The organism is Leifsonia sp. Leaf336, from assembly GCF_001423695.1.
GTDB lineage: Bacteria > Actinomycetota > Actinomycetes > Actinomycetales > Microbacteriaceae > Leifsonia.
The window spans coordinates 511524-529149 of the sequence record NZ_LMOZ01000001.1 but is presented as its reverse complement, the minus strand read 5'-3'; the positions used below and the strand labels follow the sequence as shown (position 1 = coordinate 529149).

Below are 17626 nucleotides of genomic sequence, written 5' to 3'. Positions count from 1 at the left end.
GCGCACTCTAGCGTGCTGATGTGCGACGCCCGAACTTCCCCGCTGGAGACGACTCCGCCGCCGGCCGCGACCGTCGCGAGCCGGCGACCGAGGTCTACGGACGCGTGCCCGCAGCCGATCCGCGCCGGCCGGTGCGGGCGACGCGACCGGCGTCCGGCGTGCCTTCGGGTCGCGGGAGCGCCGCAGCGGGAGCTGCCGGTGCGGGCGCAGCGGGTGGCCCGCCGCAGAACGACCCCGCCTCGGACCTGTTCGGGCTCTCCGGCTCACCGGCCCCGGCGCCGGGTGACGGCGGCTTCGGCGACGGCGGGGCGGGCGGCGGCACCGGTGGAGGCCGCGGGAGCGGCGCAGGAGGAAGCGGCGGAGGCGGCCGCGGCGGCAAAGGCCCGCGCAAGCACCGCCGCGCCAAGCGCATCATCGCCTGGACGGCCGGCACGCTCGCGGTGCTGCTCGTCGTCGTCGGCGGGTACGCGGCGTACAGCTACTTCCGCTTCGTCGGCGGCGTCAGCCACGTGGATGTCATCTCGGGCCACGGCGACGGCACGACGCAGAACATCCTGCTCGTCGGAGACGACCACCGGCCCGACAACGCCACCCAGGAGCAGCTGAACCAGCTGAGCACCACCGAGGACGGCGGCGGCACCAACACGGACACGATGATGATCCTGCACATCCCGGCCAACGGGAAGTCGGCGACGCTCATCTCCCTCCCCCGCGACTCGTGGGTGAACGTGCCGGGACACGGCATGAACAAGCTGAACTCGGCGTTCTCGCTCGGAGGGGGCGGCAGCGACCCGACCAGCGGCGCCAAGCTGCTCATCCAGACGGTGCAGGGCCTCACCGGGCTGACGATCGACCACTATGTGCGCGTCTCGCTCCTCGGCTTCTACACGATCGCGCAGGCGCTCGGGCCGGTGCAGGTGTGTCTCAACAACGCCGTGAACGACCCGTACTCCGGAGCGGACTTCCCAGCGGGCGTCTCGACGCTCGATGCGAAGCAGGCGCTGTCGTTCGTGCGCCAGCGTCACGGCCTCCCCCGCGGGGACCTCGACCGCGTGGTGCGTCAGCAGTACTTCCTCTCGGTGGAGGCGCACAAGTTCCTGTCGGCGGGCACCCTGCTCAACCCGGGCAAGCTGACCGCGACGCTCGATGCCGTCAGCGGCTCGCTCGAGACCGACCCCGGCCTCAACTTCCTGCAGCTGGCCGCGCAGCTGCAGGGGCTCACCGGTGGCAAGATCAAGTCGGCGACCATCCCGATCTCGGGAACGCCGACGATCACCGTGGACGGCCAGGACCTGTCGATCGTGCAGGTCGACACCGCGGCGATGCCCGCGTTCGTCCAGAGTCTGGAGGGCGTCCCCTCCGCGTACGACAGCGCCACGGCGGCCAAGCCGGCGGACACCACCGTGACCGTGCTGAACGGCGGCAGCCAGAACGGGGCCGCGAGCACCGCGACGCAGACCTTCTCGGCGGCCGGCTTCAAGACCGGGACCCCGGGCGACGCCGACACCACGGCGACGACGACGATCCAGTACCCGAAGGGTCAGGAGGCGCAGGCGAAGGCCGTCGCCGCTCTGCTCCCCGGCGCGGCCGTGCAAGAGACCGGCAGCGTCAGCGGCGTCACGGTCGTGCTCGGCGACGACGGGCTGATGCCCACCGCTCCGGGGGCCGCGAGCACCGGAGGCGGTGCCGCCTCCACGGCCCCCGCACCGTCGCCCACGCCCACCGGAGTGGGCACCAACTACGACTCCAAGGTCTGCATCAACTGACGCCGACCGGCGTCAGTCGAAGAGACGGCGGAAGACGTTGGTGTCGGCGAGGTCGATGAGCTCGTCGCCGCGACCCGACATGATCGTGCGCAGCGCGTAGAGCGTGAAGCCCTTGACCTGTTCGGCGGTGATCGCCGGCGGGATGCTGAGCTCCTGACGCGCCGTCACCACGTCGACCAGCGCCGGACCGTCGTGCGCGAACGCCGTGCGCAGCGCGCTCTCGAGCTCGTCGGGCTTCTCGACCCGCTGGCCGTGGATGCCGATCGCCTGGGCGACGCGCGCGAAGTCGGGGTTCTCGAGACCCGTGCCGTAGTTGACGAAACCCGCGGCCTTCATCTCGACCTCCACGAAATTGAGGGAGGAGTTGTTGAAGACGACGATCTTCACCGGCAGCTTGTTCTGCACGAGCGTGAGCAGCTCGCCGAACAGCATCGCCAGACCGCCGTCGCCGGCGAGGGCGACCACCTGACGCCCCGGGAACGCCGCCTGCGCGCCGACCGCCTGCGACAGCGCGTTCGCCATGCTGCCGTGGTTGAACGAGCCGATCAGCCGGCGAGAGCCGTTCATCCGCAGGTAGCGCGCCGCCCAGACCACCGGTGAACCGACGTCCGGGATGAAGACGGCGTCCTCGCTCGAGAGCTCGCTGATCAGCCGGGCGACGTACTGCGGGTGGATCGGCGTGCGGTTGCGGTCGTTGACCGCCAGGTCGTCGAGGCTCTTGCGCGCCTTCAGGTAGTGCGATCGCGACGACTCGAGGTGCTTGGTGTCGTTCCGGTCGTTCAGGAGCGGCAGCAGCGCCTCCACCGTATCCTTCACGCTGCCCACCAGGCCGAGATCGATCGGCGTGCGCCTGCCGAGGTTCTCGCCCCGGATGTCGACCTGGATGATCTTCGCCTTCGACGGATAGAACTGCTGGTAGGGGAAGTCGGTGCCGAGCATCAGCAGGGCATCGCAGGCCTCCATGGCGCGGTAGCCCGACGAGAAGCCGAGGAGGCCGGTCATCCCGACGTCGTAGGGGTTGTCGTACTCGACGAACTCCTTGCCCCGCATGGCGTGCACGACGGGTGCCCGCAGGGCTGCCGCGATGTCGATCAGCTGCGGGTGCGCGCCCTCCACGCCGGCCCCGGCCAGGATGGTGACCCGCTTGGCGTCGTTCAGGAGGTCCGCCGCCGCGCTGAGCTCGGCCTCCGTCGGCCGTGTCACCCGGGGACTGTAGACGATGGGCGCGGACGGCCGGCGCCCGACGCTGTCCTTGAGGAAGACCTCGCCGGGGATGACCACCACGGCCACTCCGCGCCGCTCGATCGCCGTGCGCATCGCGATCTCGAGGATGCGCGGGAGCTGCTCGGGGTAGCTGACCAGTTCGGTGTAGACGGACGCCTCGCGGAACAGGTCTTGGGGATGCGTCTCCTGGAAGTACGTGCTGCCGATCTCGGGGCCGGGGATCTGCGCCGCGATCGCGAGCACGGGCACGCGACTGCGATTGGCGTCGAAGAGCCCGTTGATGAGGTGGAGGTTGCCCGGGCCGCAGCTGCCGGCGCACACGGCGAGCTCCCCCGTGAGCGCGGCTTCGGCCGCGGCGGCGAAGGCGGCGGCCTCCTCGTGCCGCACGTGCTCCCAGGTGATGCCGTCGGAGCGTCTCAGCGCGTCGGTGAAGCCGTTGAGCGAGTCGCCGGGAATGCCGTAGACCCGCTGGACCCCGGCCTCCCGGATGATCTGGACGATGGTGTCGGCGACGGTTGTCATGCGGCGTCCTCCTCGGTCGGCACGGCGGCGGCGGTCGGTCTGGCGGCGATACGGATCACGCTACTCGCCCGATGCGAGCGCGTCAGGATCCGTTCTGCTCGGATCCGCACATCACACCCATAGGTCCGCGGCATTAATGTGATTTCGACATGGTCAGCCAACCTCGCGCGCTCGTCACTCGCGACGCCATCCTCCGCGGCGCCGCAGAGATCTTCGGCGCACGCGGATACGGCCTCGCCTCCATCGCCGACATCGCGGCCGCGGCGGGCCTGACGAAGGGCGCCCTGTACTTCCACTTCGCCTCGAAGGACGAGCTCGCGTTCGCGGTGATCGCCGAGCAGCACCGCCGCACCATGGCCGCCTCCGCGGCGATCCTCGCCGAGGGGCGCCCCGCCCTCGAGACGCTGATCGTGCTGAGCCGGAGTCTCGCGCATCAGCTGCTGGAGGATCCCGTCGTGCAGGCCGGGATCCGGCTGACCACCGACGTCGCCTCCACGGACCACCCGGTGGTCGAACCCTACGAGGACTGGTTCTCGGCGATCGAGGAGCTGACCCGCCGGGCGATCGCCGAAGGCGATGTCGCCGAGAGCGTCGACCCGGCGGTGTTCGCCCACTTCCTCTCGCCCGCGTTCACGGGCGTGCAGCTGGTGTCGGCGACGCTGACCCGGCGCGCGGACCTGCTGCAACGCGTGCGGGAGATGTGGACGGTGATCCTGCCGGGCATCGCGGCCGAAGGCCGGCTGGACGCCCTGCGGGACCTGCCCGATCTCATCGTGGAGTGAGAGTGGAGTGACCGCTGGGCGGCCTCCCAGCACAAGGGAACCGCCCGACCGACATCCCCCCAGTTGCCGAAGCATGTACGTCGGTCGGGCGACCGCCCCCGCACGCCCATATTACATGCATAACCGGTCGATCGGTTTGTTTCACAGGGCCGTCACGGGTCCACCGGCGGCCGCCGGACGTCGGTTAGACTCGCCGAGGGGGAGCCGCGCGAGCGGCGAGGAATGGCACCACGGGGAGGTCGTCGATGTCGGCACGCACGAAACAGAAGAAACGGGCGTCGATGCGCCTGGTCTACATCGACTTCTGGTCCGCGCTGAAGATGTCGTTCCTGATCAGCCTCGTGCTGGCCGTGGTCATCGTCGTGCTCACGTTGCTGCTCTGGTCGGTGCTCGACAAGCTCGGACTGGTGTCCTCGATGAGCAGCTTCCTCGAGAGCATCGCCGGCGCGCAGGGCGCGGCGCTCGTCTCCGGCCTCACCTTCGCCAACGTGATGACCTTCACCCTGGTGGTGTCGCTGCTGGAGGTCATCGTCGTCTCCGCGCTCGGCGCGATCTTCGCCGCCCTGTTCAACCTGGCCACCAACGTCGTCGGCGGCTGGAAGGTCACGTTCGGGAGCGACTGAGCGCCGCGTCCGCACGCTCGCCGAGGCGTTCGAGGCCCCCGACCAGCAGGTCGACGCCGAACGCGAAGGCCTCCGCCGAGTCCGACACGTCCAGCGGGTCCGCGGCCTCCCCTGTGGCGAGCACGCCGATGCTGTCGAACTGCATCCGCTGCTGCTCGTGCGACACATGGCCGAGCACGAAGTGCAGGAGGGCGGTGGCCGCCCTCTCGGACGTCTCGGCGTCGAAGCCGCCGGCGGCCGCGGCGGCCGCCAGCCGTCGCTGCGCCGCGGCGTCGCCGAGACCCAGCGCGTAAGTGCTGGCGACGACCTCCGCGCCGTCGCGGTAGGCGAGCAGGGCGTTCCGGAGGGCGGCCGACTCGGCGCGCAGACGGTCGGGCCAGGGCGCGGAGGGGCCGGCATCGGCAGCCGTGTCGGCCGTACGCGCGACGATGCGGTCGGCGAGTTCGGCGAGCAGCGTCTGCTTGTTGGGGAAGTGCCAGTAGAGCGCGCTCGGCTGCACGTCGAGCGCACCGGCGAGGCGACGCATGGTGAGGTCGGGCAGGCCGTAGTCGTCGAGGATGCGCAGCGCGGTCTCCGCCACGTCGTCGCGCGTGTGCCTGCGGCCGCTTTCGTTTCCCGTCACGTCACCACTATAGTGAACGCTGTTCAGGTGAACACCGTTCAGGTGAAGGACCCCTCACTCCGAAGGACTGGCCCATGACCGACTCCCCCAGCACCCGCCGCGTCCGCTCTCTCGACGCCACCGACCTCGCCCGGGTCGCCGTCGCCGCCGCGATCGTGGCCGTCCTCGGCCTCCCCGGAGGCTTCACCGTTTTCGGAAGCGTGCCGATCACCGCCCAGACACTCGGCGTCATGCTCGCCGGCGCACTGCTCGGGCCGTGGCTCGGCGCCCTCTCGATGGCCGTGCTGCTCGCGCTCGTCGCTGCGGGCCTCCCCCTGCTGGCAGGAGGCCGCGGCGGGATCGGCGTCTTCGTCGGGCCCTCGGCCGGCTACCTCTTCGGGTGGATCCTCGGCGCGCTCGTCATCGGGCTGATCGTCCACGCGGGCGGCCGCAAGCCGGTCGTCTGGCGCACCCTCGTGGGCGTCGTGGTGGGAGGCATCCTCGTCGTGTACGCCGTCGGCATCCCGGTGCAGAGCCTCGTCACGCGGCTCCCGCTCGCCGAGACCGCACTCGCCAGCCTGATCTTCGTGCCCGGCGACCTGGTGAAGGCGGTCATCGCCACGGCGGTGGTCGTGACGCTCGTGCGGGCGTACCCGCGGGCGTTCCGCCGCACCGGGGCCGCGAAGCCTGCTGCCGACGCCACCCCCGCGCGCGACCGGGACGGCGCGCCGGTCTCGTGACGGTGATCGTCCCGCTGCACGACGACGACCCGGCGCTGCTCGACCGGCTCGCGTCGGCGCGCGCGAGGGGCGACGTGCCGCTGGTGCTCGACGCCCGCCGGCCGGCCGAGCAGTTGCGGGCCGCCGTGGCGGCGGCCTCCCGTGCGGACCTCGACGGGATCGGCTGGGCGACCCTCACCTCCGGCAGCAGCGGCGCACCGCGGATCGTGCTGCGCACGCACGCGTCGTGGGCGGCGTCGTTCGCGCCGGTCGCCGAGCTGCTGGGAGCCGCGGACGCTGTCGCCCTCCCCGCCCCTGCCTCCTCATCGCTGACGCTGTTCTCGCTCGCGCATGCCCTCGATGGAGGCCCGCGACCGCTGCTCGGCGACGTCGCCGCGGCCGATGGCTTCCACGGCACGCCGGAGGGGCTGCGGCGTCTCCTCGAGCGCGGCGCGGCGCCGGGGCTGCGGACCGCTCTCGTGGGCGGCTCGCACCTCGATCCGTCGCTGCGTGCACGCGCGGAGGAGGCGGGCATCCGGGTGACGGCGTACTACGGCGCAGCGGAACTGTCGTTCGTCGCGGTCGACCACGGCGACGGGCTGACGCCGTTCCCCGGCGTCGAGCTGCGCGTGGTCGACGGCGAACTGTGGGTGCGATCGCCGTTCGTCGCCGCGGGCTACGCGGGCGCGGACGGTCCGCTGCGGCGCGACGGGGCGTGGGCGACGGTCGGCGACCGCGCCGTGCTCGAGTCGACGGTCGGCGACCGCGGCGGCCCGGGTGGCGAACGGCTGCGACTGCTCGGGCGCGCGGACGACGCCATCCTCAGCGCCTCGGCGACGATCGTGCCCGACGAGGTGGAGGCCGCGCTGCGCGGCATGCCCGGCGTGCGCGACGCGGTGGTGTTCGGCCTCCCGACCGGTCGCGTCGGCGCGCTGGTGGCGGCACTGATCGAGCCGGCCGGCTCCGCCCTCTCGCTCGCCTCTCTGCGCGAGGCTGCCGCCGAGCGGCTCGCGCCGGCGCACCGTCCGCGACGGTGGTACCTCGGCGCGCTCCCGCGCACGGCCTCGGGCAAGCCGGCGCGCGCCGAAGCGGTGCGCCGGGTGCTCGCCGGGGAGGTGCGTCGCCTTGAGCACTGAGGCTCCCGTCGTCATCGCCGCCCGCCGCACCCCCATCGGCACGCGCGGCCGAGCCTTGGCCGGCGTGCGCGTGCACGAACTGGCCGCCCCGGTGCTGCAGGCGGCCCTCCACGACGCCGAGACCGTGACCGGAGGATCGGTCGAGATCGCCGACGTGCTGCTGGGCAACTGCATGGGGCCGGGCGGCAACCCGGCGCGTCTGGCCGCCCTCGCCGCCGGCCTCGACCCGGCGATCCCCGGCGGCACCGTCGACCGCCAGTGCGGCAGCGGTCTCGCCGCCATCCTCGACGCCGCGGCGGCGATCCGAGCGGGCGACGGGCGGGCACGGCTCGCGGGTGGGGCCGAGAGCGCCTCCACAGCGCCGGTGCGCTCGGTCGGCGGCGTTCCGTACGACCGGGCGCCGTTCGCTCCCGCCGGGTTCCCCGACCCGGACATGGTGCGGGCGGCCGAGGATCTCGCCGCGCACGACGCCCTCGCGCGGGCACGGCTCGATGCCCACGCCGCGCGGAGCCACGCGCGCGCCAACGCCGCGTACGCCGCCGGACGCTTCGCCGACGAACTCGTGCCGCTGGCCGGGCTCGACCGCGACGATGCGGCGGGCGGCGCGGAGCGCGTCCTCCCCCGGCTCCCCGCGCTGTTCCCGGGTGGTGTGCTGACGGCCGGCACCTCCACCCGCATCGGCGACGGGGCGGCCGCGGTCATCGTCGCGCCGGCCGGGACCGCGCCCGGGCTCGCGGTGCGGTCGGGCGCGATCGTGGGCGGCGATCCGGCACTGCCGGGGCTCGGCGCCGCGCCCGCGATCCTCCGGGCCCTGGCTGCCGCCGGGGCGGACGCGGACGAGATCGCGGCCTTCGAGCTGGTGGAGGCGTTCGCGCCGCAGAGCATCGCCGTGCTGAGCCGCATCGGCGTGGCCGACGACGACCCGCGGGTGTGCGCGGACGGCGGAGCCCTCGCGCTCGGCCACCCGTGGGGTGCGAGCGGCGCGGTGGCGGTCGTCCGGCTGTTCAGCCGGCTGGTCCGCGGCGGCGCGCCCGCCGGCACGCTTGGCGTCGCCGCGGCGTCGGTCGGCGGCGGCCTCGGCGTGGCCGCTGTGTTCGAGGTGGTGCGATGAGCGCGCTGCTCGCGTCGCCGAAGGGCACGTTGTTGTCACTTTTCGGGCTCGAAAGCGACAACAACGTGCCCCTCGCGGGCAGGGTCCCCGGTATGCAGGGGAGGTCGCGATGAGCGCGCTGCGGCTGACGGGCGTGGGAGTCCGGCTCGGCGACGTCGACGCCCTCCACGACGTCGACCTCGACCTCGACGCCCGCACCATCGCGGTGATCGGCGAGAACGGGTCGGGCAAGTCCACGTTCGCGCGCCTCCTGGGCGGCCTGGTCCCGGCCTCCACGGGCGCGCTGAGCATCCTCGGATACGACCCTGCGCGGCAGGCCGGCGAGCTGCGGCGCCGCACGGCGGTCGTGTTCAGCAACCCCGACGCGCAGATCATCATGCCGACCGTGCAGGAGGACGTCGCGTTCTCCCTCCGCCCCGAACGACTGGGCCGGGAGGCGGCCGCCCTCCGAGTCGCGGAGGCGCTCGACCGTTTCGGGCTCACCGCTCTCGCCGACCGTCCCTCCCACGACCTCTCGGGCGGCCAGAAGCAGCTCCTCGCTCTGTGCGGCGCATTCGTGCGGCGCCCGGAGCTTGTCGTCGCGGACGAGCCGACCGCCTACCTCGACGCCCGCAACGCCCGACGCGTCGCCGACCACCTGCTCGAGGACGCGGGCCACCGCCTGGTGCTCGTCACCCACGACCTGACGCTGGCGGCGCGCTGCGATGTCGCCGTGTTGTTCGCGGGCGGCACCGTCGAGGCGGTCGGCGAGCCGGTGGAGGTCGTCGCCGCGTACGAGCGCCTGCTCGCCGAGGGGAGCCTCCCGTGCTGACCCTCTACCGCCCGGGCACCGGGCCGCTGCACCGGATGCCCGCCGGGCCCAAGCTGCTGCTGGTCCTCGTCGCCGTCCTGGCCGTCTCGCTGCTGCCCGCCACCTGGGCCGGGGCGGGCGTCGCGGCCGTCGTGCCTGCGCTCGCGTATGCCGCGGCGGGCCTCCACGACGGCCTGCTCGGGATGCGCGAGCTCGGCCGTCAGGTGCTCGCCGTACGCTGGGTGATCGTGATCACCATCGCCGGCCAGCTGATCTTCCTAGGTCCGCAGCCGGCCGTCGCCAACACCGCCAGGGTGACCTCGGCGATCGTCCTGGCCGCCCTGCTCGTCCTGACGACGCGGGTCGCCGACCTCCTCGACGCCCTCGAGCGCGGTCTGCGCCCGCTCTCCGTGCTGCGCGTCGACCCGGCGCGGGTGGCGTTGCTGCTCACGGTCACGCTGAGCACGGTGCCGGTTCTCGCCGGGCTCGCGCGCGACGTGCGGGACGCGCAGCGCGCCCGCGGCGCCCGTATGGGCCTCCAGGCGTTCGCGGTGCTGTTCCTGGTACTGGCTTTCAAGCACGCCGACGAGCTCGGCGACGCCCTCACCGCGCGGGGTGTGCGGTGAGCGCGGTCGGCGACGCCGCTCCCCGCGTGCTCGGCCCGACCGTGGACGACCAGACCCGCTGCATCCACTACCGCACCCCGCTCGACGTCATCGCGATCCGCTTCGCGTGCTGCGGCGAGTTCTACCCGTGCCATCTCTGCCACGCCGAGACCGCCGACCATTCGGCACGGCAGTGGCCGGTCGCCGAACGCGACGAGCACGCCGTGCTGTGCGGCGTCTGCTCCGCGACACTGACGATCGCCGACTACCTGGAGGCCGACGCGTGCCCCGCGTGCGGCGCCGCGTTCAACCCGGGGTGCAAGCTGCACACGGAGTTGTACTTCGAGGTGTGAGGAGGCCCTCCCCGCGCTGCGCAGAGGCCGCCATTCGTCACGAATGTCGAGATTCGTGCCACGAATGTCGACATTCGTGACGAAGGTCGCGGCGCCCCACGCGACGGCCGCCGGGCGCGCGAGGCGCCCGGCGGCCGTGGTCAGCCGTTACCGGCTACTGCTGCTGCCAGCCCCAGAGCCAGCCCGTGAGCCAGTTCCAGACGAGCGTCCAGATCCAGTGACCGACCGCGTTGCCGTTGGAGACCTTGAGGTCGTCCCAGCCGATCACCGTGTTGGTGCTGTCCTGCACAGACAGCTTGTGGTCGCCCTTGGCGAGCGGCTTCGGGAGGGTCAGGTGCAGGATGCCGTCCGCCGGCACCTTCACCCAGCCTCCGCCGACGCTCACCGGCTGCGAGTAGACCCACACCGACACCCACTGGCCCGCGCGCGCCTTGCCGACCGTGACGTCGATCGGGTCTCCCGCGTGGTAGGCCTTGTCCTTGAACGAGATCTTGCCGTTCAGGGCCTTGGTCAGCTTCGACTCGGCGGCGGCCACCGGGTCGGAGGTGGGCTTGCCGTCGGTCGGGGCATCGGCGACCGTGAGCGGGATGCGCACCGTCGTGCCGGACTCCTTGGCCGTGAGCACCAGGGTGCTCGCTCCCGCGGCGCCGGCGGGGACCGTGAAGGTCACCGTCGCGTTGCCCGACGCGTCCACCGGCACGGAGCCGATGACGGCCGAGCCGCCCCAGCTCAGCTCGAGCGAGGTGTTCGCCGGGCTGCCCAGGCTGGTCAGGTTGAGCTTCTGGACGCCGAAGCTCACTTGCTGACCGCGCTGCAGCGTCGTCGTGGGGACGTCCGTGACGGACACCCCGCGGCGGGCGAAGCTCGGCGACAGCGGGCTGTGGGCGGTGATGTAGCCGATCCAGGCGTCCCGGTCGATGAGACCCGAGTCGCGCGTGTCTGTTCCGGCCGCGAACGCCCGGAAGTTGTCGCCGCCCTGGGCAAGGAAGGAGAACGTGCCGATCCGGTACGACTTGGCCGGGTCGATCGGCGCGCCGTTCACGATGATGCTCGTGATGCGGTCGCCCTCCGGACGGGTCGCGTCGTAGGTGTAGCTGACGTTCTTCGACAGTCCCAGGTCGAGGAACGGCCGGCTCGGCACGGTGCCGTCGGCGTTCCGCTGCCACTGCTGCTCGAGCGCCTGCTTGAACTGCGCCCCGGTGAGGGAGGTCGTCCACAGGTTGTTCACGAACGGCAGCACAGCATTGGCCTGTGCATAGGTGACGGTGCCGTCGGTGCCGTACAGCAGCTCCGCGCGGAGGCCTCCCGGGTTCACAACGCCGATCTCGGCGCCGCCCAGCTGGGCCGGCGACAGGGTCGACAGCAGCGAGTCGGCGACCAGGTTGCCGAGCGTGGACTCGCTCATCCGGTCGTCGCGGGCGCCGTTCAGGTAGGCGGTGGTGATGTCGGCGGTGACCGACCCGACCTTCTGGTTGCCGATGACGGCCGCATCGGCGAGCGCCTTGTCGACGATTGTCTTCACGGCGGCGACCCGCGGGTAGGCGGCGACCAGGCTGGCGTCGCTGTCCGTGGTGCGTGCCACGTTGCGGTCGGTATGGCCGGTGACCTGCTTGGAGTCGCCGTCCACGGTCAGCGTGATCTGGCCGATGTTCTCGCCGTAGCTGCCGGTCTGCACGATCGGACGCGTCGCTCCCGCGACACCCGGGACCGGGCCCTCCCACGCGTACTGCTTGTGGGTGTGCCCCGTGAAGATCGCGGAGACCTTCGCGCTGGTCTTGGTGACGATGTCGGCGAACGCTCCGCCGGCCGCGACCTCCTGGTCGAGCGTCGCACCCTCGGGCTGACCGAAGCCGGCGCCCTCGTGGTACTCGGCGACGATCACGTCGGCCTCGCCGTTGCCCGGGTCGCCGTCGGTGAGCTCGCCTGCCACGCGGTTGACGGCCTCCACCGGGTCTCCGAAGTCGAGCGACGCGATGCCGCCCGGCGTGACCAGGGTCGGGGTCTCCTGTGTGACGGCGCCGATGACGCCGACCTTCAGGCCGTCGACCGCGAACACCGCGTACTGCGGCAGCGCCGGGGTCTTCGTGCCCTTCTGGTAGACGTTCGCGCCGAGGTAGCTGAAGTCGGCGGCGTCCTTCACGCGGCCGGTCAGGTCGCTGTAGCCCTTGTCGAACTCGTGGTTGCCCACGGTGCTCGTCTTCAGGTCGAGCGCGTTCAGCACGTCGAGCGTGGGGATGTCACCGGCCGAAGCCGAGGCGAACAGGGAGGCGCCGATATTGTCGCCCGCGGAGAGGAAGAGGGTGTTGCCCTCCCCGCCCTCGGCGCGCAGCTTCTCGACGGTCCCGGCGAACTTCACCGTGTTGCTGTCGATCCGACCGTGGAAGTCGTTGATGTTCAGCAGGTTGAGCGTCACCGGTGCGGCCTTGAGGCCCAGGCCGATGATGACCGGGTCGTGGTCGCTGGAGCGGTACGGGCCCGGCTCGTAGAAGTTGGTGACGTTGTAGTTGTAACGGCTGTACTCCAGGGCCACCGACTCGACGGAGTTGATGTTCCAGACGTCCGCACCGGTGATGACCGCGTTGGCCGCCGGTGAGGCGAGCACGTGGTCGAGCGAGCCGACGGTGCCGCCGAAGGAGTAGGTCGCCTTCGTGGTGCGGGTGCTGACCTGGTCGACGTAGCCGGCGTCGGTGAGGACCTTGATCGGGTCCTCGTTGAGGTAGGCGTTGAAGTCGCCGATCAGCAGCACCTTGTCGGTGCCCAGCGTGGTCTTGCGCTCGTCCGCGAACGTGACGAGGGCGTTGGCCTGCTTGACGCGGGAGGCGTTGGACGCTCCCTGGCCGTCGCCCTGGTCAGCGTCGGCGCCCGTTCCGGAGCCCTTCGACTTGAAGTGGTTCACGATGGCGATGAACGCCGAGGAGTCCGCGGCTCCGACCTTCTTGAAGGCCTGGGCGAGCGGCTGGCGGGCGTTGGCGAACGCGGCGTCGTCGAGGATCTTCGACGCCCCGACCGGAGCCGCCGCCGCCTTCTTGTAGATGAACGCGGTGCGGATGACGTCCTCGCTCGACGGGACCGTCGCGGGCGAGGGCACGTACGCCCAGACCTCGCTGCCGGCCGCGCTGTTCAGGGCGGCCACGAGGGTCTTCAGCGCGTCGTCGCGGTCGAGGCCGAAGCGCGCCGAGTTCTCGATCTCCTCGAGGGAGACGACGTCGGCGGTGAGGGCGTTGATCGCGGCGACGATCTTGTCCTGCTGGCGCTTCAGGCTGGTCGCGTCGGCGGCGCCGCGGGCGTCGCAGCCGGAGTTGACGGTGATCTTGCTGCCGTCGCGGTCGGTGTAGAAGGTGCAGCCGCTGAGCTGGTCGCCCGTCGTGGTGAAGTAGTTCAGCACGTTGAAGGTCGCCAGGCGCAGGTCGCCTCCGACGTTCGCCGGAGCCGCGGTGCGGGTGTTGCCGAACGTGACGGGCTGGACGGCCGCGGCGTTCGCGGGCGTGAGCTCGGCGGTCGGCTGGAATTTCCAGGCGTCGTTGCGGTAGTCGAGGATGACCGGCTTCGTGAAGGTGACCGGGGCGCCCACGCGGACCGGGCTGGTCAGCGACAGGTACGGCAGCGGCTTCGACTTGTTGGCCGCGCTCAGGAAGTTGGTCGAGGCGCCGTCGTCGAGCGTGACGGAGCGGGCCTTGTTGTCGGCGACGGCGGCCGTGTACTCCGCGGTGCCGGGGCGCGCGGTCTCCGTCGGCTGCACGAGCGGCTTGTCGCCGGCCGCGAGCGCGATCTCGCCGTACTGGTTGGCCGAGTAGACATCGGTGACGGTGAACGCGCCCTGTGGTGCGACCAGCATCCCCTCGAGGCTCTCGCGCTGCGCATCCGTGGTCGGGAGGGCCACGGTCGCGGGGGCCGGCGCGGTGACCGTGCTCGCGTCGAGCTTGTCGACCTTCGTCGGGGTGATCTCGGTCAGGCCGTTGAACTCGCTGACCGCTCCGGTCACCTGCACGTAGTCGCCGACGGCGACGCCGGAGGCGAAGGAGGAGCCGAACGCGAAGACCGCGTCGGACGCCGTGTGCGTCGCGAGGTCGATCGCGCCGCCGGTGCCCGGGGTCTGCAGGTAGAAGCCGTTGAAGCCTCCGGTCGCGTAAGCCGCGGTGACGACGCCGACGGTGCTGACCGTCTGGCCCGCCTTCGGGCTGGTGTCACCGGTGCCCTGGATCTCGGCGATGGTCACCGTGCCCGGCGGACCGGGGTCGGTTCCCGTTCCCGGGTCGGTGCCGCCTCCGCCGCCCGGGTTGCCGGGGTCGGTGGCCGACGCGGTGTTCTGCGGAGTGATCGTCGCGCTCAGCGCGAGGTCTGCGGCGTTGTCGTCGGTGTCCTTGAAGGCCGCGCGGTTGAGAGACTTCACGTCCGTGTTGCCGCTCGGCGCCGTAGCCGGCTTGCTGCCCTCGAAGGTGTTCGAGGTGCCGTAGCCGACGAGGTCGGCGACGCTCGCGTTGCCCGTGACCGAACCGGTCGGCAGGGTCAGCGCGGTGGCCGACTTCGCGAGGACGAGCGTGCCGGTGGTGCCGCTCGGGTTGAGCGCGTTGCTGGCGGCGTCGGGAGTCGGGAGGGCGGCGCCGTTGGTGCCGTTGGAGGCGCCGGCGACGAGGTAGAACGCCTTGGCGGCGATGCTGCCGCTCAGCGGGACGACGCCGTTCGCGGCGCCCGTGCCCGCGGCCGAACGGTACTGGAGGCTCCAGCCGGTGAGCGCGACCGCCTGGTCGCCCGGGTTGTAGAGCTCGACGAACTTGTTGGTGTAGGCGGCTCCGGCGCTGCCGCCGGACAAGTACGCTTCGTTGATGACGACGCCGGTGCCGTCAGTGCTCGCGAAAGCGGGGGTTGCGACAAGGGAGCCGGCGGCAAGGCCTGCTCCGACGGCCACGGCGGTGGCGGCGCGCACCAGTGTGCGCAGTCTCAATGACATCTCTCTCCTCGGTCGGAAGGGGGGAACTCGTGCGAGTCCGCCGCAACCTTAGGAATCGTGGAGAACCGCACGCTGTCTCGTGAGTGAACGTACAGAAAACTCGTACAGGGGTAGACCGCTCATTTGAGCAGACCCCGCCTCCTAGCCCTGTTCGCGGGTCTGCACCACCACCTCACGGCGCTGGTGACGCAGCTGCGCCATGATGGTGTTCATGCGGATCGACGAGATCGCCCACTTCCGGGCGCTGGCGGCGGAGGGCCACCTGGCGCTCGCGGCCGAGACCCTCGGCGTCTCGCAGTCGACGCTCTCGCGCTCCCTGGCGCGGCTGGAGGCCGAGGCCGGGGTCGAGCTGTTCGACCGGCGTCGCGGTCACCTCGAGCTCAACCGCTACGGAGAGATCCTGCTGGCCCACGCCGTCCGGGCCGAAGCGGAGCTGGAGACCGGACGGGCCCGCATCGACGCTCTGCGCGACCCCGCCGCCGGAATCGTGTCGCTCGCGTACGTGTCGTCGTTCGGCAGCTGGCTGCTGCCACGGGTGGTCAGCGAGTACCGCAGCCTGTTCCCGGACATCCGGTTCGCGCTGCGCGGCGGCACGGCCGACACCGTGCTCGACGCGTTGCGGGAAGGCTCGGCGGATCTCGCATTCCTGAGCCCCGACCCGCGCGATCCGGACATCGACTGGGTGCCGCTGACCGCTGAGCGGCTTGTGCTCGGCGTGCCGGAGGGCCATCCACTGGCCTCCGGGACCGAGGCGGCGTTCGCGGACATCGCCGAGGCGGAGCTGGTCGCGCTGCGGCCGGGATCGGGCCTGCGGACCATCGCGGACGCGTATTTCGCCGCGCACGGGGTCGTCATGGCACCGGTCATCGAGGTGACCGAGCTCTCGACTCTGCGCGCGCTCGTCCGCGACGGTGTGGGAGTGGCACTCATCCCCGACACTCCCGCCGAGCCGGGGATCGTCGCGGTGCCGCTCGCCGACGAGGCCGAGCGGGTCGTCGGCCTCGCCCGCAACCGGCTGCGCTCGCAGTCGGCGGCGGCGGAGCAGTTCGCGCGCTTCGTGCGCGAGGAGCTCACGACGACCTGAGCCGCCGAGGGGCACCTTGTTGTCCCTTTCAGGCGCCGAAAGGGACAACAACGTGCCCCTCGGCATCCGTCAGGGCGGGCTGATGGGGGGCTTAGAGCAGGGCTCGCCAGAGCCGGTCGATGTCGGCCCGCAGGTCGTCCAGCCTCCCGCGCTCGGAAGCGATCATGTACGCGCCGAAGAATCCCTGCACCGCGACGATCGCGACCTCACGCGGCGACAACCCACCCGCGAGCTCGTCCTCCTGCGCCAGGTAGCGCTCGACGACGCCCACCCAGTGTTCGTACGGGTCGGCGTCCGGCCCGGGCGGGAGGACGGTCTGCGACAGAGCCATCGCCGCCCGCACACGCACATCCGAGGCGAAGACCCCGCCGACTCTCTGCGTGAGCTCCACGGCGGCCTCGACGCCCCGGAGGCCGCTCCCGTCGATCTCTGCGACGATCGCGGGCCAGTTGCCGTACTTCTCCTCCAGCAGCGCTTTGGCCAAGTCGAGCTTGGACCGGAAGTGGAAGTACACCGCGCCCTTGGTGAGCCCGGTGCGCTCGACGATCCGCTCGAGGCGGGCGCCTGCGTAACCGTGCTGATCGAACTCGTCCGCCGCCGCGTCGAGAATGGCGGCGCGACTGCGCTCGGCGCGTTCCTGGCGTGGCATGGAGGGTCCTCGATCCGTTCGAACCGGTGGTCCCCCAGCGGCCAACTCTAGCCGCGACGAGCAAACCGGCGGCGCAAGACGGGCTCCGGCGCGTTGCGCGACCGGGGGGTGTGCCTGGGGCGGCTCAGCAGGAATCGGCGAACAGCCTCCGCGGCCGATCGGGATCCGCGTCGTCGAACAGCACGGACGCGACTTCGCGCGGCGCCCCGAGGGGATCCTTGCGGCCGGTGGCGACGAACGACCAGTCCGCGTCGCGCTCCGGGTCGTGCTCGATCCAGACCGAGAAGTTCCAGAATCCGCGCAGCCCGGCATCCAGGAGGCCGGGACCGTCGACGACGAGCACGGCGTCGGGCGCCGCGGACCGGAACGGGGTTACGACCCCCGCGCGCAGGTCGTCGGCCTGCACCCCCGCGGCCGCGTGCGCGCGTTCGGCCTGCTGCCCCGCGGCGCGCAGGGCGTCCGCGAGCGCGTCGGCGGCGGCGGGGAGGTCGGCGCCCGGCACGCCCGTGACCGCGACGAACCTCGGCCCCGTGCGGTAGTGCTGCAGGAATTCGGCGGCGAGCCCGTCGAAGAAGGTCGCCCGATCGGTGGTGGTGCTGCCCATGTCGCGAGTATCCCACCGCGGTGCGAGGGTCGCCAGCGCTGCAGGCATTACCGCACTCCCAGCCCCGCGGCCTACCCTGGGAGCACGTGTCGGCCTCGGCGGGAGGAGC

General features: G+C 71.9%; 15 protein-coding genes. 10 read left to right on the top strand and 5 right to left on the bottom strand.

The genetic code is table 11. The features are described 5' to 3' along the window. The first annotated feature begins 20 nt into the window (after nt 1–20). Nucleotides 21–1766 (top strand): LCP family protein, encoded by a 1746-nt coding sequence (locus tag ASF88_RS02535; RefSeq protein WP_055913795.1) that lies wholly within the window; start codon nt 21–23, stop codon nt 1764–1766. Between the two features lie 12 nt (nt 1767–1778). Here ASF88_RS02535 and poxB read toward each other — a convergent pair whose 3' ends face one another. Continuing rightward, entirely contained in the window at nt 1779–3512 is a 1734-nt protein-coding gene (poxB, locus tag ASF88_RS02530) for a ubiquinone-dependent pyruvate dehydrogenase (RefSeq protein ID WP_055913792.1), read from the bottom strand. Nucleotides 3513–3661: 149 nt separating this feature from the next. On the opposite strand from poxB, the gene ASF88_RS02525 reads away from it, so the two are divergent. Both ASF88_RS02525 and ASF88_RS02520 read left to right on the top strand, forming a co-directional pair. Further along, entirely contained in the window at nt 3662–4294 is a 633-nt protein-coding gene (locus ASF88_RS02525) for a ScbR family autoregulator-binding transcription factor (protein WP_055913789.1), read from the top strand. A 245-nt stretch (nt 4295–4539) separates the two neighbouring features. Next, complete coding sequence (locus ASF88_RS02520) at nt 4540–4917, top strand: DUF3566 domain-containing protein (protein WP_055913786.1); 378 nt, start codon at nt 4540–4542, stop codon at nt 4915–4917. Here the strand turns inward: ASF88_RS02520 and ASF88_RS02515 are convergent. Next, complete coding sequence (locus tag ASF88_RS02515; RefSeq protein WP_082518709.1) at nt 4898–5539, bottom strand: TetR/AcrR family transcriptional regulator C-terminal domain-containing protein; 642 nt, start codon at nt 5537–5539, stop codon at nt 4898–4900. The two genes, ASF88_RS02520 and ASF88_RS02515, sit on opposite strands and share 20 nt — an antisense overlap. 74 nt (nt 5540–5613) lie before the next feature. Here ASF88_RS02515 and ASF88_RS02510 point away from each other — a divergent pair, with 74 nt between their 5' ends. The 6 genes from ASF88_RS02510 (at nt 5614) to ASF88_RS02485 (ending at nt 10232) form a co-directional block, all read left to right on the top strand. Then, nucleotides 5614–6258, top strand: coding sequence for a biotin transporter BioY (locus tag ASF88_RS02510; protein ID WP_055913783.1), 645 nt, complete (start codon nt 5614–5616; stop codon nt 6256–6258). Next, nucleotides 6255–7373, top strand: coding sequence for a class I adenylate-forming enzyme family protein (locus tag ASF88_RS02505; RefSeq protein ID WP_235493249.1), 1119 nt, complete (start codon nt 6255–6257; stop codon nt 7371–7373). Before ASF88_RS02510 ends, ASF88_RS02505 begins: the two co-directional genes overlap by 4 nt. Then, entirely contained in the window at nt 7363–8484 is a 1122-nt protein-coding gene (locus ASF88_RS02500; RefSeq protein ID WP_055913780.1) for an acetyl-CoA C-acyltransferase, read from the top strand. The genes ASF88_RS02505 and ASF88_RS02500 overlap by 11 nt, the downstream gene beginning before the upstream one ends. Nucleotides 8485–8593: 109 nt before the next feature. Further along, nucleotides 8594–9295 (top strand): energy-coupling factor ABC transporter ATP-binding protein, encoded by a 702-nt coding sequence (locus ASF88_RS02495; RefSeq protein ID WP_055913777.1) that lies wholly within the window; start codon nt 8594–8596, stop codon nt 9293–9295. Further along, nucleotides 9289–9900, top strand: coding sequence for an energy-coupling factor transporter transmembrane component T family protein (locus ASF88_RS02490; RefSeq protein ID WP_055913774.1), 612 nt, complete (start codon nt 9289–9291; stop codon nt 9898–9900). The genes ASF88_RS02495 and ASF88_RS02490 overlap by 7 nt, the downstream gene beginning before the upstream one ends. Further along, a complete protein-coding gene (locus tag ASF88_RS02485) occupies nt 9897–10232 on the top strand; it encodes a CHY zinc finger protein (protein WP_235493248.1) in 336 nt (111 codons plus the stop codon). Before ASF88_RS02490 ends, ASF88_RS02485 begins: the two co-directional genes overlap by 4 nt. Before the next feature lie 154 nt (nt 10233–10386). On the opposite strand, the gene ASF88_RS02480 is transcribed toward ASF88_RS02485, so the two are convergent. After that, nucleotides 10387–15180 (bottom strand): ExeM/NucH family extracellular endonuclease, encoded by a 4794-nt coding sequence (locus ASF88_RS02480; protein ID WP_082518708.1) that lies wholly within the window; start codon nt 15178–15180, stop codon nt 10387–10389. A 211-nt stretch (nt 15181–15391) separates the two neighbouring features. On the opposite strand from ASF88_RS02480, the gene ASF88_RS02475 reads away from it, so the two are divergent. Further along, complete coding sequence (locus tag ASF88_RS02475; RefSeq protein WP_055916587.1) at nt 15392–16264, top strand: LysR substrate-binding domain-containing protein; 873 nt, start codon at nt 15392–15394, stop codon at nt 16262–16264. 91 nt (nt 16265–16355) lie between these two features. Here the strand turns inward: ASF88_RS02475 and ASF88_RS02470 are convergent, their stop codons facing one another. Together ASF88_RS02470 and ASF88_RS02465 are read right to left on the bottom strand one after the other, a co-directional pair. After that, entirely contained in the window at nt 16356–16913 is a 558-nt protein-coding gene (locus tag ASF88_RS02470; protein ID WP_055913771.1) for a ScbR family autoregulator-binding transcription factor, read from the bottom strand. A 124-nt stretch (nt 16914–17037) separates the two neighbouring features. Continuing rightward, nucleotides 17038–17517, bottom strand: a complete 480-nt coding sequence (locus ASF88_RS02465; protein ID WP_055913768.1) for a hypothetical protein — start codon at nt 17515–17517, stop codon at nt 17038–17040. Nucleotides 17518–17626 lie beyond the last annotated feature (109 nt).